9 protein-coding genes and 4 pseudogenes are annotated in these 14,939 nt (G+C 60.1%); 7 read left to right on the top strand and 6 right to left on the bottom strand.

Features of this window, described 5'->3' with window-relative positions; translation table 11 throughout:
• Positions 1-110 precede the first annotated feature (110 nt).
• A pseudogene (locus NKH57_RS26705) lies at positions 111-662 on the top strand (IS66 family transposase); the annotation flags it as partial.
• A 10-nt stretch (positions 663-672) separates the two neighbouring features.
• Here NKH57_RS26705 and NKH57_RS26700 read toward each other — a convergent pair.
• The 3 genes and pseudogenes from NKH57_RS26700 to NKH57_RS33900 form a co-directional block, all read right to left on the bottom strand.
• Positions 673-1,501: pseudogene (locus tag NKH57_RS26700) on the bottom strand (IS110 family transposase); the annotation flags it as partial.
• A gap of 250 nt (positions 1,502-1,751) precedes the next feature.
• The gene (locus tag NKH57_RS26695; RefSeq protein ID WP_352948761.1) at positions 1,752-2,567 is read right to left on the bottom strand and encodes a helix-turn-helix transcriptional regulator; all 816 of its coding nucleotides are present in this window, start codon (positions 2,565-2,567) and stop codon (positions 1,752-1,754) included.
• A gap of 542 nt (positions 2,568-3,109) precedes the next feature.
• Positions 3,110-3,487, bottom strand: a complete 378-nt coding sequence (locus NKH57_RS33900) for a hypothetical protein (RefSeq protein WP_502907346.1) — start codon at positions 3,485-3,487, stop codon at positions 3,110-3,112.
• A gap of 92 nt (positions 3,488-3,579) precedes the next feature.
• On the opposite strand from NKH57_RS33900, the pseudogene NKH57_RS26690 reads away from it, so the two are divergent.
• Positions 3,580-4,484 (top strand): annotated as a pseudogene (locus NKH57_RS26690) (IS110 family RNA-guided transposase); the annotation flags it as partial.
• A 349-nt stretch (positions 4,485-4,833) separates the two neighbouring features.
• Here the strand turns inward: NKH57_RS26690 and NKH57_RS26685 are convergent.
• Positions 4,834-5,760, bottom strand: a complete 927-nt coding sequence (locus tag NKH57_RS26685; protein WP_352948758.1) for a LysR substrate-binding domain-containing protein — start codon at positions 5,758-5,760, stop codon at positions 4,834-4,836.
• Between the two features lie 331 nt (positions 5,761-6,091).
• On the opposite strand from NKH57_RS26685, the pseudogene NKH57_RS26680 reads away from it, so the two are divergent.
• Positions 6,092-6,402 (top strand): annotated as a pseudogene (locus NKH57_RS26680) (transposase domain-containing protein); the annotation flags it as partial.
• Positions 6,403-6,432: 30 nt separating this feature from the next.
• Here the strand turns inward: NKH57_RS26680 and NKH57_RS26675 are convergent.
• Positions 6,433-7,668 (bottom strand): ATP-grasp domain-containing protein, encoded by a 1,236-nt coding sequence (locus NKH57_RS26675; RefSeq protein WP_352948756.1) that lies wholly within the window; start codon positions 7,666-7,668, stop codon positions 6,433-6,435.
• 568 nt (positions 7,669-8,236) lie between these two features.
• Entirely contained in the window at positions 8,237-9,007 is a 771-nt protein-coding gene (locus tag NKH57_RS26670; protein ID WP_352948753.1) for an IclR family transcriptional regulator domain-containing protein, read from the bottom strand.
• A 113-nt stretch (positions 9,008-9,120) separates the two neighbouring features.
• Here NKH57_RS26670 and NKH57_RS26665 point away from each other — a divergent pair, with 113 nt between their 5' ends.
• From NKH57_RS26665 to NKH57_RS26650, 4 genes are all read left to right on the top strand, one after another.
• Positions 9,121-9,978, top strand: a complete 858-nt coding sequence (locus NKH57_RS26665) for a CoA transferase subunit A (protein WP_352948751.1) — start codon at positions 9,121-9,123, stop codon at positions 9,976-9,978.
• Positions 9,975-10,769 carry a CoA-transferase subunit beta gene (locus NKH57_RS26660; RefSeq protein ID WP_352948748.1) on the top strand — a complete coding sequence of 265 codons (795 nt, stop codon included), beginning with the start codon at positions 9,975-9,977 and terminating at the stop codon, positions 10,767-10,769. Before NKH57_RS26665 ends, NKH57_RS26660 begins: the two co-directional genes overlap by 4 nt.
• A gap of 1 nt (position 10,770) precedes the next feature.
• Entirely contained in the window at positions 10,771-11,979 is a 1,209-nt protein-coding gene (pcaF, locus tag NKH57_RS26655; protein WP_352948746.1) for a 3-oxoadipyl-CoA thiolase, read from the top strand.
• Between the two features lie 1,101 nt (positions 11,980-13,080).
• Entirely contained in the window at positions 13,081-14,196 is a 1,116-nt protein-coding gene (locus tag NKH57_RS26650) for a saccharopine dehydrogenase family protein (protein ID WP_352948743.1), read from the top strand.
• The last annotated feature ends 743 nt before the right edge of the window (positions 14,197-14,939 follow it).

Below are 14,939 nucleotides of genomic sequence, written 5' to 3'. Positions count from 1 at the left end.
TATGTCGACAAACCCCGCCGGCTTTTTCGCCAGAACCCAGCTTCTGAGCGGCAGAACTCCAGATAAAACTTCGCCCTGGATAATGCGCCTTATCTGTTGCACAAGATAAGGCGCACCTGCGGCGCAAATTCTACGACCTGCACATCAGCGGGATCTCGCAGGCCGCGACGGTAACGATCATCGCCATGACCGAATTGTGGAAGGTCGAGGACGAGGTTCGCGGCAAGGATGCCGGAAGCCGCGCCGCGCTCCGTCAGGAAAAGTCCGTGGCCATTGTCGCGAGCCTCTTCGATCTATGGGACGCGGAACTGGGCAAGGTCTCCGGAAAATCCAAGACCGCCGAGGCGATCCGCTACGCGCTCACCCGGCGGGAGGCGCTGGAACGCTTTCTGATGGATGGTCGCATCGAAATCGACTCCAACATCGTCGAGCGTGCAATCAGGCCCCAGACAATCACGCGAAAGAATAGTCTATTCGCCGGCAGCCACGGCGGTGGACGAACCTGGGCGACGGTAGCCACCTTGCTGCAAACCTGCAAAATGAACAGCGTCGATCCGCTCGATTGGCTCTCGCAGACCTTGACCCGCATCGCTCAAGGCTGGCTCGCATCCGAGATCGAAATGCTCATGCCTTGGAACTTTAGGCCTGACGTTATCGGCTGACCGCTTACGGCCCTTCCGACCACAAGACAGCAGCAAACTCCGGCCCGATGCCTTTCAGGTTGAGCAGTATCGCCGGCGCTGGCGAGACGGCCTCAGCGGCAGCGAGCATGGCATCGCGCGCGGCTTCGACCGTCTTGATCTGTTCCAGAACAAGTTCCAGTCGATCGAGTTCGCGGGCGACCTGCGCCTTCAAATGGGCGGGCAATGGTCGCCCGTCGCCGGTCTTACGTGCCTCCAGTTGCTTACGCCGGTCGCGGCGCAGCGGCTCGTAGCCGGACACGCCTTGGCTGAACAGTAGGCCCTTGACGCGATTGACTTGACTGATCCGCTCGTTCGTCAATGCCTTGCCGCTCACGCGAGAGACGGCGCCGGTCCTCTTCTTCCGGTGTCGGCGCCCGGACTATCGCACAAACCCGTGGCTCGCCCCGCTTGTGGGCCAGCAAAGCCCGAACCAGCGCCTCGCCGTCGATCTTGTCGGTTTTTGCCCGCCGACGGCGGCGCGATGTGGCAATCGATGCCGGATCGACGACATGGCTTTCGATCCCCTCGGCCTGCAGCACGCGATGGATCCAGAAGCCGTCAAGCCCGGCCTCCTGGATCACGATGATTGGAAAGCATTTCCCGGTCCGCGCCTCTGCCTTCCTGGTGAACTCGGCAAATCGCGCCAGCATGCTGGCGATGTCGCCGGCCGTTACCGAATGCTTCGACGTCTTCCCTCCACCGGGCGACAGTGAGGTGATCAGCCATTTCGAGCGACTGAGTTCCAAGGAGACGAAGATTGCACCAAGATCGGTACGGATAGCGGTCAGAGCGTCGGATCGGCAAGCTGCAACGGGCATGTTTGGCCTCCAGGTGAGTGAGATGCTAGCGATCTCACTTTGCCAGAGCGCAGGTCGCTATCCATCTCCTCATAGGATCTCGCGAGATGCGCTGGCAGGGCTGGCTTGGACAACCGAGTCCTATGCCAAATATTCGCTAAGGCTACATCCGCCAGCCTCTCAGACGCTCCGTCGTGCATAGACGGGCCTCTGTAACGGGGCTCGACTTCGAGGCAAGTCGTAATGAGGCATTAGTTTCTTGGGTTCGCTCCTACAAACCGATAATTCCGAAGTTTATTGCTTTTATAGCTGCAGCCGTTCTGCTGGAAGTATCCAGTTTTCTTAATACATTTTTTATATGAAAATTAACAGTGTTTGCGCTAATTCCCAGAATGATTCCTATTTCCCACGACGATTTCCCTCTCGCTGTCCACAAGATGCACTCTTTTTCTCTGAGAGAAAGATCAGGAGCTTCCTCGATGCCAACGGGATCCGCGAACTTTGCGACCTTCAGCTGGAAATGTAACGCAGCAAGTTGCAAGTAGGTGATTGTTTTGTTTTGGAATTCGCAGTCCCCGGGTTGTGCAAAGCTCATGATCGCAAAGCTGGCATCCGAGCCGTGCAGTGGAACGCTAATGCCTGTCCTCAAGCCGAACGTCGCAGCCTCATCGAAAACGCGCCGTTCGTCTTCAGTCGTACGTGCGTCATTGTACACCTCGCTCCATCGAAAGGCGCTTGCCCGCTTGCGACTCGTCTTGATAATGGGGTCTATCCTGTCATAGCCCATTTCGAAATAGCGCTGCTGCCATTCATTAGGATAATTCAGCATGATCGTCGGACCGCTTGAACGAGAGCGATAGGCGATCCACGGGCAATCAAAATTCAGGGCAAAAGCAGATAGTAGGTCAAACAACTCCTCGGATTGAGCAACACCATCGGTCTGGTCGAGAAATCGGTCGAACTCAGCCGCAAACACCTCCCTAGGTGCCTTGGGGAAATGCATCGACGGGACCAAAGAAAGTTGGTCGGACACGCTGGTCGCCAGCCCTCGCCGTTGAGAGACCGCGGCCATCCGCGGGTGTTCCATTGTCTCTCCTCCGCGCCTTTTGTATCGGATGTTGTCCCTGGTGGACAAAGCTGCCGGCAATAAGGCTGCGGTTCTCGCGGCCGTTGCCGGGCCGGCATCACTAAAGCTTATCACTTTACCGAAAGGCATAAAGTTATTTTGAGTTAAGTGCATATTACGTCTGTTTTCTGACAGTGTAGCATTAGAAAAGAATGTTTAATGTCTAAGATCGCCCGGTTCATTCTCCCGAACTAGCCGTGGGTCTATGGGTGCCTGACCTTGGTCCTGCGGTGCTCGATGTCGTTCCTGGCGCAGGTGTTTTCGAAGGCGTGCGCCGGAATGGCGCGCCGTTTGCCATGCCTGCTTGACCAACGGCGTAGTCGAGCGCAGCGCGGGGCGTGGTAAATTTGGTTGCCGCAGTCGGTAAAATCGGGTGCGTATGTTGTAGGGGACGCGGCAATGAGCCGGGTGCAGTTAGAAGTGGTCCCGCCTGGTGAGACAGTTTGGCGGCTTGGCTAAGCTAAGGTGGATCGCGGTTGTTTCTACGCCGCCAGTTGCCTCCTTCATTTCCGCCGAAGCGTAGACTTGGTCGGGTGTCCTGCCGCCGAAGGCTGAGTGCGGCGTCGCCGACTATACAACTCAGCGACGGAACACCCACGGGTGTCGGCCGAGTTGAGAAACTGCCCCCTATTGCCCCACCGGAGAATGTTACCGAGCGTGGTGGTGCCGACATGACCCGCGCGATTCATCCAGTCGCCGTCGAGGATGATCCGCTCCGCCGTTTCCACGCGCCATGCCTTCACAGCCAGTTGCACTGTCCTCAAGCTCTTCTTAAAGCGCGACGGATCGGCACTCATGAGGCGCTGGAGCACCGTGACTGCCGAGAGTGTGGGCTCGGCCTCAAGCCATGTCCTTATCCGGGCATCGTAAGGCTCCAGCATGCTCGGCCTCTTCGGGTAGGTTTGATCCGCCGATACGGCCTTCGATGCGTGAGGCGTGTCTCCCCAGATGGGGTGATTGGGGTGGGCCCCGAGCTAGTGAACCACAGGCGCTTCTTCATGCCCTTCGGAAACTCGATCTGCCGCTGGAACGCATCGGACTGGAAGCCTGCTCGCTGGCGGCCTGGCTTTATGATGGTATCCGCGCCGAAGGATGGCCGGCCATCTGCATTGAAACCCGACAGGCCAAAGCAGCGATGAAGACGATGCCGAACAAGACGGATCGGAATGACGCACGCGCCCTAGCGCAGAGCATGCGCACCGGCTGGACCGACAGGTGCATGTGAAAAGCCAGCAGTGTCGGCTCTGGCGTTCCCTCCTCGTCGCTCGACGCAGGGTCCTCAACGAAATGCGGACGATCGAGAACGTGGTCAGGTCGATTCTTCGGGAGGCCGGCCTCAAGCTTGGCAGGCCAAGCCGTGCAGCCTTTGCCGATCGCGTGCGCGAGCTTATTGGTGCTGACAATATCGTCATGGCGCTGGTCGAGCCGCTCCTGGCGATCGTAGCCACGACGTTGCGAGTTCGGGCGACTGACAAAGCAGGTTCTCGACATCGCCCGCAAGGAGAAGTCTGTCGGCGGCTGATGAGCGCGCCCGGCGTCGGACCGATCACCGCGCTCGCCTTGGACCGCTTTGTAGGCGCGCATCTGGGCTTGACCCCGGCACGTTATCAATCCGGTGAAACGGACATTCAGGGCAAGGTCAGCCGATGGCGACGAACTCGCCCGCACGGCCCCCTATGAGGCGGCGCATTCGCTGCTTGTGCTCAGCAACAAATGGTCAAGCCTCAGGGCATGAGGCATGAACGTCGCCAACGGCGCGGTATGGCGATAGCCCGGGTCGCGGTTGCCCGCAAGCTCGCCGTCATCCTGCATCGCATGTGGAGCGATGCGACCGCGTTCCGCTTTGGCAAGGAAGCCGGCGGCCCCGCGTCGGCATGAAATAGGACAACAGATAAACGAAGAGGAACATACAGACAGTGATTTACCCGAGAGGGTGATCCGGATCGTTCCCGTGGGGACGATGGGCAAGGCGATCTCGTTGGCAGGCTAGTTCCTGGATAGATTCTGTCATGGTCGCTCAACACATTGAGACGCCTCGCTCTCCTGACCCCGTCATGCGGCGGCCCGGCGCCGACCGCGAAGAGAAGCGAGTGACCCACGGGGCGACATCGTCCGGAAAGACAGGAAAAGCTTGACCTCACCGACCCCAATCAGAGAAGCCTGCTAGGATGGGTTTACGCGCCTCTCGCGCCGGCGACTGAGGGGTTTTGGTCGAGGCGGTCGTCCCTCACGATGATGGTGTGAACGGCGTCATGCTGACGCGCCGCGTAGTCGACATCAGCCAGCGCGTAAAAGCGTTTACCTGCGGGTTAACGTCCCCGGCCGCGCTGACTGCAAAATAGCTGTTGTGCGTCTTCAGGGGCGTGTCGCTTAGCGGGATCAAAACGCCACACTCGAGCTCCATTTCGATCAGATATCTGGGTAAAAGGGCGGCGCCGATTGAACACACGGCAGCCGAGATGATCATAGAAAACTGATCGAAATGTCGGCCGCTCAGCAGCCTCTTGTCAGCGGTTCCTTTCATGGCGAACCAGTCAATCCATGCGCTTTCGCGAGTAATGAGATGCAGGAGTGGAGCCTCCGTGAGGCGAGCAGGCTCGCCTGCCTCGTATGTATCGCGGAATTTGGGGGATGCAACCGGCAGCATTTCCTCGTCGAATAACTTGGTCATACGTGCGTCTGGCCAGTTGGCCTTTCCGAAATGGATCGCGAGATCGAATCGCTCTCGTGTGAGGTCAAACGGCACGGTGCGGGTCTCCAGTCTGATTTCGACGCTGGGGTGGTCGTTCAGAAAAGTCCCCAACCTCGGGATCAGCCAACGACTGGCAAATGTTGGCAGGATGCCAATACGCAACGTGGCATTTCGCTCGCCTGCGGCAATCGCCCGCGACACAGATTGCTTCAGGTTCTCAAGATCGACTGCCAGATCTGCCGAAAACCGCCTGCCAGCCTCGGTCAGTGTGACGCGTCGTCCCACCCGCCGGAACATCGTCACACCGATCGTCTCCTCAAGTTCCTTGACTTGTCTGCTGACGGCGCTTTGCGTGAGATGAAGTTCCTCCGCCGCCTGCGTAAAGCTTTCGCGCCGCGCAGCGCACTCAAAGCTGCGCAACAGGGCGTAGGACGGCAGCTTGCGGTGACCTACCGACTGCAAAGGCTCAACACCTTCGGTGAGCGGAACTCACAGTTTTTATCTATTGCCTTCATGCAATTCATTTCAAGTCCTTCAAGTTGCTCTTCGATTCTGAAGCGGACCTTCGTCAGCTCAGCAGGTTCTCCAGAGCTAAGTGGGCCTGCGAGGATATGATGATGGCGACGGCGCGACCGGCCCCTTTGAAATGTGCAGAGTTCGAGGCCTTTCCCGGGGTCAAAACTATCTCAACCTAGCGCCGGAATCGCATCGAGGGGATGATTGACGAGTTTTCGACGCTATCGACCTCGCCGATCTTATCGACCGTCCTATCGAGCTCACTGTTCGATGGTGCGGCTATCTCGACCGCATCGTCATCGACAGCAGTCAGACCAGCCGACCGGCGAGACACCACGAATTCGTTGCAGAATCGCTCCGGGCAACGGCTGAAGACGATCCGGATTCGATGGAGCCAGTATCCCTGGCATCGAGCAGGAACATCGGCGTATCAAGCGCCGACTGTGACCGATCTCGGCTTCAAGTCCTTCGCCGGCTACGGTGCTATTCTCGAAGGGATAGAGGTAATAATCCCATATGATGCACGAGCGACAGCTAAGGGAGGCCTTCAATCCAAATCCGACCCTCGCCGAGCAATTCTCCATGATCCTCCCATGCGCCCCAATTCAGCTCCTGTTCCTATTCGCTAAGTGTCGGAAATGGTGTGATCGACCAACGAATTAAGTCGATAGCACGCTGAAGTATCGCCTCGGTCTGGGCGCGGCTGGGTGAAGCGGCGATGACATGTCCGATGCGGTCTCGGTGGTCGCCCTTCCTGACGATCGGCGTCTTGGGTTTAATGTACAATTTAACCTCGGCGACACCTGGTACAGCAGCCGCGCGACTGTCGCCATCGATCCAATCGAGGATGCCATCGCGATCAGCATTTAGGCACTGCGCGGCCGCAATGTGCGAATGCCTTCCGCGCAAGTCCCATTCGTTGCCGATGACAAGCTTGATATGCTCGGTGATGAGATCGACACCGCAGGCTGCTTGAACCAGCCGAGGACTGGTCCCACCCGGAACACGCGGATTGACTTCAATGACGACTGGGCCACGCTTCGTCCACCGGAGTTCAACAGTCATTGGCCCCCAGCCAAGGCCGAGAGCTGGCAAACAGCTTAGCGAAACATCGGCAATGCGGCTATGGTCGTCATCGGTTAGCGGGGCCGGGCAGGTCAAATGACGGAAGACGAAATACGGTGGGCGGTCGAAGTCAGCGGTGTCAATCCCAATAACCTCATTTCCCATTATATGAGCGCCAAAAAACGGGCCTTGTGCGAATTCTTCGACCAGTATCCTCGGCGAAGACCGCCATATGTGCTGCCCGCCCAACAGGTAGGTCGTATGTTCGGTCAACTCGTCAAGATTGCGACACAATCGGACACCGCTGCTGCCGCTGCCTATGGCTGGCTTAAGAACCACCGGCAGGCCGATCTCCGCGGCGGAGCTTTCTACGTCCGTCGCATTCGCTGCCAACCGATAGACAGGCATTGGAACGCCGGCCTCCGCGAGGAGCTCACGTTGAGTGAATTTGTCACAGCATCGTTCAATCGATGTGGGGTTTGGTCCCGGTAGGTCGAAATGCCGGCAGAGCTTGCCGACTGTCGCATAGACCGACTCGTCCGCGCCCGAAAAGCCGGTAATGCCAGCAATGTCATAGGTCGCACGTAACCGGGAAGATTCGCGAATCAGCGCATCGAGATTGCCTGTATCGACACGGATTGTCTCAATTCCTTCCGCCGCAAGATAGTCATATTGAGCTGGATCAGCCGACAGGGTAATTGGATGAAGATCAAGATACCGGGCCGCTTTCACGTATTGCAGACCAATACTCCCATGGCCTTCAAGCAGGATGAGCGCTCTTCTTGTCATTGGCATCGACCTCCGTTGCATGCTGTGCGGCGATCCGAGCGTAACCGGCGTTAGTTTTCAGCTCTGCCTACCTCAGACATTGTTGTGAAGGTATCACTGGCAGGTATCTGCGGTCGCAAAGACTCTGTAAATTTGTTTGAAGGATCTGTTGCAACGCTTTGGTAACCGGGGGTGACACCAATCCCCTAGATTAATCGGAGATTTCGGGCCTCAAGGGACGCCAGTTTGAGGACAAGTCACTAGTCCTGAGATTGTCAGTCTGGTTGGCGACGTTCACCTCGCGGCAAATCGCTCCGGTTTCGTCGACAATACAAACGGAGGGCTCTTTACCGATAGTGGAGTAGGCGGTATGCGCCGTGCCGCCTTTCAGAGGGCAGGATCATTGGTCTGGGCAACCATCAATTGGCCGACGTCGGCGCGGCAGCCCTCATCCGCCCGCGGCACCTTCCTCCCCGAGAAGGACGGAAGGGACAAGTTCCGGCGTTGGCCCCCATTTTTTGGGTAAGGGTGAGGGGCAGTGCCGGCCCGAAGTCATTGCTCGGTCCGCCGGCCCTTCGACGCTGATCGCTCAGACGAAGAAGAACTCCTCGACGCGCTGTTTTGCCCTCTGCAGCTCAGGCAGTATCTCTCGCTCCATTTCTTCGACGGAGAAACGGGCCGACTGGGTCGAGACATTGATCGCCGCCACCGTCCGCCCAGTCCGATCGTCGATCGGCACGGCGATCGAACGCAGGCCAAGCTCCAGTTCTTCATCGACGATGGCAAAGCGGTCCGCCGCTGCCTTGCGGATGGCCGCGGCAAGCAATGGCCTTTTGGTGATGGTCTTGGGCGTTCTCCGCTCGATTTTTGCCTGGCGGAGGAATGTTTCGAGAGCATTCGGCGCAAGGCTTGCAAGCAGGACCCGCCCCATCGACGTGCAATGCGCCGGCAGCCTGGTGCCGACATCGAGCGACACGCTGAGAATGCGCCGGCCGGGAACACGGGCGACATAGACGACGTCCTCTCCGGACAGGATCGCCGCCGAACAGGCTTCGTTCAGTTGCGCGGCGACTTCGCGCATGATGGGCGCCGAAAACGTCCACAGCGAGGCGCCGCCCAGCCAAGTACGGGCAATGGTCAAAAGGCGCGGCGACAATGAAAACAGCCGGCCGGACTGCGTCGCGTAGCCGGCGGCCGCCAGCGTCAGCAGGAAGCGGCGGGCGCCGGCACGCGTCAGCCCAGCTTCCTCGGCCATCTCGGTCAGCGTCATGCCGGCCGGATGCCGGGCGAGTATCTCCATGACGGCAAGCCCGCGTTCGAGCGAACCGACATGGTCACGCGAAGGTTCCTCGTCTTCCATGTGGCCTCCGCACACCAAGCGTATCGCCAGGATTGACTCGACGCGAGAATCCAGCATAGAGAGTATCTCATATAAAACATTTGTTCGCAATACGAACTTTCGGGGTTCCTGCGATGGTCAGCTTCCTGCCGCTCCGCCAGGCCGTGGCCGAGAATTTGCACGACGGCGACGCGGTTGCCTTCGAGGGGTTCACTCATCTGATTCCCACGGCGGCCGCGCACGAAGCGATACGCCAGGGGTTTCACGACCTGACGTTGATACGCATGACGCCGGACATCATTTACGACCAGATGATCGGCATGGGCATGGCCAGGAAGATCGTCTTTTCCTATCTCGGCAATCCCGGCGTCGGGCTTTTGCGGCGCGCCCGCGACGCCATCGAGAACGGCTTTCCCCGGTCGATCGAAATCGAGGAGCACAGCCATGCCGGCATGGCCAACGCCTATGAGGCGGGTGCTGCCGGCCTGCCTTGCGCCGTGTTTCGCGGCTATCGCGGCACTGGGCTGGCGACAGTCAATCCGAACATCAAACCGGTCTCTTGCCCGTTCACCGGCGAGGTGCTGGCGGCTGTCCCTTCGATCCGGCCTGACGTGTCCTTCATCCACGCGCAGAAGGCCGACAAGAAAGGCAATGTGCTGGTCGAAGGCATCATCGGCATCCAGAAGGAAGCTGTGCTGGCTGCCAAACGTGCTGTGGTGACGGTCGAGGAAGTGGTCGACAATTTCGACGATCTGCACCCCAACCTGACCGTGCTGCCGCGCTGGACGATCGCGGCGATATCGGTGGTGCCCGGCGGTTCGCATCCGTCCTACGCGCATGGCTACTATGCGCGCGACAATGCCGCCTATCTCGAATGGGACGAGATCGCCGCCGACCGGGAGAAATTCCAGGCGTGGATGCAGGCCAACGTCATCGAGAAGAGCGCCGACGACTTCGCCGGGCGGGTCGAACATCTGAGGAAACCGACATGAGCGAGCTGTCGTTCACCCCCAACGAGATGATGACCATCGCCGCCAGCCGGGCGCTGCGGAATGACGATGTCTGCTTCGTCGGCATCGGGGCGCCGTCCGCTGCCTGCAATGTAGCGCGGCTGACACACGCGCCTGACATCATCTTGATCTACGAGAGCGGTACGATCGGCACCGCGCCTGACGTGCTGCCGCTGTCGATTGGCGACGGCGAATTGTGCGAGACTGCTGTGACCACCGTCGCGGTGCCGGAGATGTTCCGCTACTGGCTGCAAGGCGGCCGTATCTCGATCGGCTTCCTCGGTGCGGCGCAGCTCGACAAGTTCGGCAACATCAACACCACGGTCATCGGCGACTATTTCCACCCCAAGATCAGGCTGCCCGGCGGTGGCGGCGCGCCGGAGATCGCGACGTCGTCGAAGGAGATCTACATCACCATGGCGCAGACCAAACGCGGCATGGTGGAGAAGATCGACTTCTTCACCTCCTTCGGGCATGGCGAGGGTGGCGATCATCGCAAGCGGCTTGGCATCGAGACATCGGGCCCGACCTTGCTGATCACCGATCTCGCCATCTGGAAGCCGGATCCGGTGAGCAAGGAATTCACCGTCGTGTCGCTGCATCGCGGCGTCACGCGCCAGCAGGTGCAGGAGAGCTGTGGCTGGGTGGTTAAGTTCGCCGAGGCGCTTGACGAAACGCCGGCGCCAAGCGAACTCGAACTCACGACATTGCGCGACCTGCAGGCCCGCACCAAGGCGGCGCATGAGGGAACCGGAAAAGCAAAGGCTGCATGACATGGCCGAGGCCTATATCTGCGACTACATCCGCACGCCGATCGGCCGTTTCGGGGGTTCGCTGTCGTCGGTGCGCACAGACGACCTTGGCGCGATACCCTTGAGGGCATTGGTCGAACGCAATCCCGGCATCGACTGGCAGCAGGCGGTCGACGACGTCGTCTATGGCTGCGCCAACCAGGCCGGCGAGGACAACCGCAACGTGGCGCGCATGGCGCTGCTGCTGGCCGGCCTGCCGAAGGAGATTCCAGGCTCGACGGTCAATCGCCTGTGCGGCTCCGGCATGGATGCGCTGACCATTGCCGCGCGCGCCATCAAGGCCGGCGAGGCGGAGTTGATGATCGCGGGCGGCGTCGAATCGATGAGCCGGGCGCCTTTCGTCATGCCCAAGGCCGACACGGCTTTCTCACGCAATGCCGAGATTTATGACACCACCATCGGCTGGCGCTTCGTCAATCCGCTGATGAAGAAGCAATATGGCGTCGATTCGATGCCGGAGACCGGCGAGAACGTCGCGGAAGAGTTCGCCATCTCCCGCGCGGACCAGGATGCCTTTGCCGCACACAGCCAGGACAGGGCAGTCGTCGCGCAAGCCAATGGAAGGCTGGCCAAGGAGATCACCCCAGTGACGATCCCGCAGCGCAAAGGCGATCCGATTGTCGTCGCCAAGGACGAGCATCCCCGTGCCGGCACTACCGTCGAGGCGCTGGCCAAGCTGCCGACGCCGTTCCGGCAGGGCGGCACGGTAACGGCCGGCAACGCGTCGGGCGTCAATGACGGGGCAGCGGCACTGATCGTTGCCTCGGAGGCTGCCATCAAGAAATATGGCCTGACGCCGATCGCCCGCATTCTCGGCGGTGCCGCCGCAGGCGTGGCGCCGCGCATCATGGGGATCGGCCCGGCGCCGGCGACGCAAAAACTCTGCGCGCGGCTCGGGCTGACACCAAGACAGTTCGACGTCATCGAGCTCAACGAGGCCTTTGCCTCGCAAGGCATCGCCGCGCTGCGCCAGCTCGGCATCGCCGAGGATGCCGGGCACGTCAACCCGAATGGCGGCGCCATTGCGCTCGGCCATCCCTTGGGCATGTCGGGCGCCCGCATATCCGGCACGGCGGCGCTGGAACTTCGCGAGCGCGGCGGCCGTTTCGCGCTGGCAACCATGTGCATCGGTGTCGGCCAGGGTATTGCGGTTGCACTGGAGCGCGTTTGAATCCGCCGCTTCTGGCCGGTTTCTTCCCGCTCTCCATAAGACATGGCGACGTAAGGCATCGCCATCCATGCGAGACGGAAGCGGCAAACGGGGGCTAGGCGCGCATGTGCAGCTCGACCATTCCATTCGCGCCAAAGCCCTCTCCGGGCCGCCAACCACTGGGCTGGCAAGGCCCAGACGTCACGTGACCCCGCTTTGGGCGCCTTCTCTGTAGCCCCCGCTATCGTCGTGCCGAGGTACCGGTCGAGACCGGTGAACATCCGACCCGGCATAAAGCGCAGAGTAGTTCTTCGCCAGCCATGCAGGATGGGATTGAGCCCTGAAGCTTGGAGGCCAGACTGCACAGGGCGGAACTCGTTCCCGCCGCGCCGAGCGGCACCGCCGTTCGACCTGACGGCGCTGCCATGCCGCACATCGGTCCTGTTAACGGGCGACGCAGCCAACATCTTCTGTTGCGGCGCGCCGACCAGCATCTCCAGGTTGTCGTGTCTGGCGCTAGCGTTTTGCTGCCCGTCCGATTCCATATCGACGCGATCTAGCCTGCCGCCCAGTCGAAGCACTGCAGCTGAATGCCTCAATAGTCTTTCGGCACACGGACTGCTGCCGAAAAGGCTGTTTCCGCCGGAAGCGCGTGGCCTACACCTCCGGTTCGCGCTCCAGCCACTCGATGGTTCGATTGGAGGGGCTTCGCACCGGGAAATAGCCGAGGCGCTCATCGGCGAGCCGCGGGTTCAGGCCGACTTCATCGCGATTATTTGCGTGACCGCATCCGCCGCGCCATTCGGCGCGGCTGTGTGCTCATAAATGGCCGGCACAGGACCCCTTTCTGGAAAGCTTGGCAGGCGCAAAATCGCCAGCTGCTAAACAATTCCTTGTAGCCGAGGCCGTTCTCTAATGGGTCGACGGCGGCGGCTCGGTTGTGAGCGTATCGACGCGCTCGCCGTGAGCAACACCAGAAGTGGGCGATCTTTGTCCGAAACCTGCATTTCGTCAAGTTGCCCCTGCGATCTGCTCAAATTTGATGGAACTTTTACAAAATTAGCTACGCGAGTTGATTAAGTATGACGATGTCAGACTGTGGTGCTGTTGCAGGAGGGAATAATGAAAGACGTCGTCGTGATCGGATCAGGCAAAATCGGCCCCACGATTGCACGGTTGCTCGCGGATACCGGGGACTATCATGTCACTGTCGTCGACCGCAGCGCTCAACAGCTGGCGGAGATTGAAAGCGGTCCCGCGCATTCGACGGCCAAGCTGGATATCACCGACGAAGCAGCCTTGGCTGCGCAGCTGTACGGCAAGTTCGCGGTCTTAAGCGCGGCGCCCTTCCAGCTCACCGTCGCCATCGCCACCGCTGCGGCCAGGGCCGGTGTGCATTATCTCGACCTCACGGAAGACGTTGAATCCACGCGGCAGGTGAAACGGATCGCGAAGACCGCCAGAATCGCATTCATTCCACAATGCGGCCTGGCACCAGGTTTCATCTCCATCGTAGCGAGCGACCTGGCGCGCAAGTTCGACAGCCTTGAGAGCGTGCGGCTGCGCGTCGGCGCCCTCCCGCAGTTTCCCAGCAACGCTTTGAACTATAATCTCACCTGGAGCACGGACGGGGTCATCAACGAGTACATCCAGCCCTGCGAGGCCATCGTCAATGGCGAACTCGTCGAAGTGCCTGCATTGGAGGAGCGCGAAGAATTCTCGCTCGACGGCGTCACCTACGAGGCCTTCAACACCTCGGGCGGCCTCGGGACGTTCTGCGAAACGCTGAAGGGCAAAGTCAACACACTCAACTACCGGACCATACGCTATCCGGGTCATGCCGCGATCATGAAGGCGCTTTTGCACGACTTGGGACTACGGCACCGCCGCGATGTGCTGAAGGACATACTCGAACAGGCCCTGCCGACCACGGTGCAGGATGTCGTGATCGTCTTTGTGACCGTCTCTGGACGCAGAGACGGCCGGTTAGTCCAGGAAACCTACGCGAATAAAATCTACAGCGCCGAGGTCGGCGGGCGCATCACAAGCGCGATTCAGATCACTACCGCATCGAGCATCTGCGCGGTTCTCGACCTGCTTGCCGGCGGCAAGATCCCGGCCCAGGGCTTCATCCGGCAGGAAGATATTAAGCTCGACGCATTTCTGCAGAACCGCTTCGCGGCTTATTACGGGCAAGGGGAAGCGACGAAGGGCCGTGGTGCCACGGTTGTGGCCTGAGCAGGCGTTTCCAGTGGCATTTTGGCGGTTCTTATCAATCGGCGGTCGTTTCCGCGACCAGCCCGTTTCCAAAAGCGAACGGGAAATGGTTCTCTCGCTCGCGCGGCCAGGCCAAATAGTAGGATTCGGGGCTTTTTATCGGCAGATCCAGAGCGGGCAGCGAAGCCAATCGCGCAGGCGGCGATCGCCGCCTGCGCGGCCGCCGCGACCTGGAGGAACAACATTACCGCGCTCACCAGCTCGTCCCGCGTCGCCATGGTGATCTGCCTCATCTGATTTGCGCCTGCCACACAAATGCGGGAGCAAATCAGATGAGGCACCGGGTCAACATCCAGGAACAATTCAGGCGAGGCAATGCGGCATCTTCAAAAACGGTCGACACATGGCGCTCGCAATAATCAACCCCGAAGCGCTCCTTGATGACCTTCTGGAGATCGACGCGCCGCCTGCGCACCATCAACGGCAGGGTCGGCGACCGGTTTCTACAATCTCACAATCTCAGGCCAGCTCTGATAGTTGTTTGGCAAAAGCCGCCGCGCGAGACCACCATAGCAAGCGTCCTTGTGTCCCTCCGGCCCGGCTTCGTTGAAGCGATGCACCCAGTCGCGCACGGTCTGGCGCGATCCATCCCGCCGATCCTGGCGGCATCCGCTCGGCTCGTACCGTCAAGCACCGCCGCCAGCGGAAGTAACCGACTGAGCTGTCGCGCTCCTGTGAAGCGCGAGCCAATCGGCGAAGATCCG

It is taken from the genome of Mesorhizobium sp. M1050 (assembly GCF_040318715.1).
Classification (GTDB): Bacteria; Pseudomonadota; Alphaproteobacteria; order Rhizobiales; family Rhizobiaceae; genus Mesorhizobium.
The sequence above is the reverse complement of the archived record's forward strand: the minus strand, read 5'-3'. Positions and strand labels throughout refer to the sequence as shown.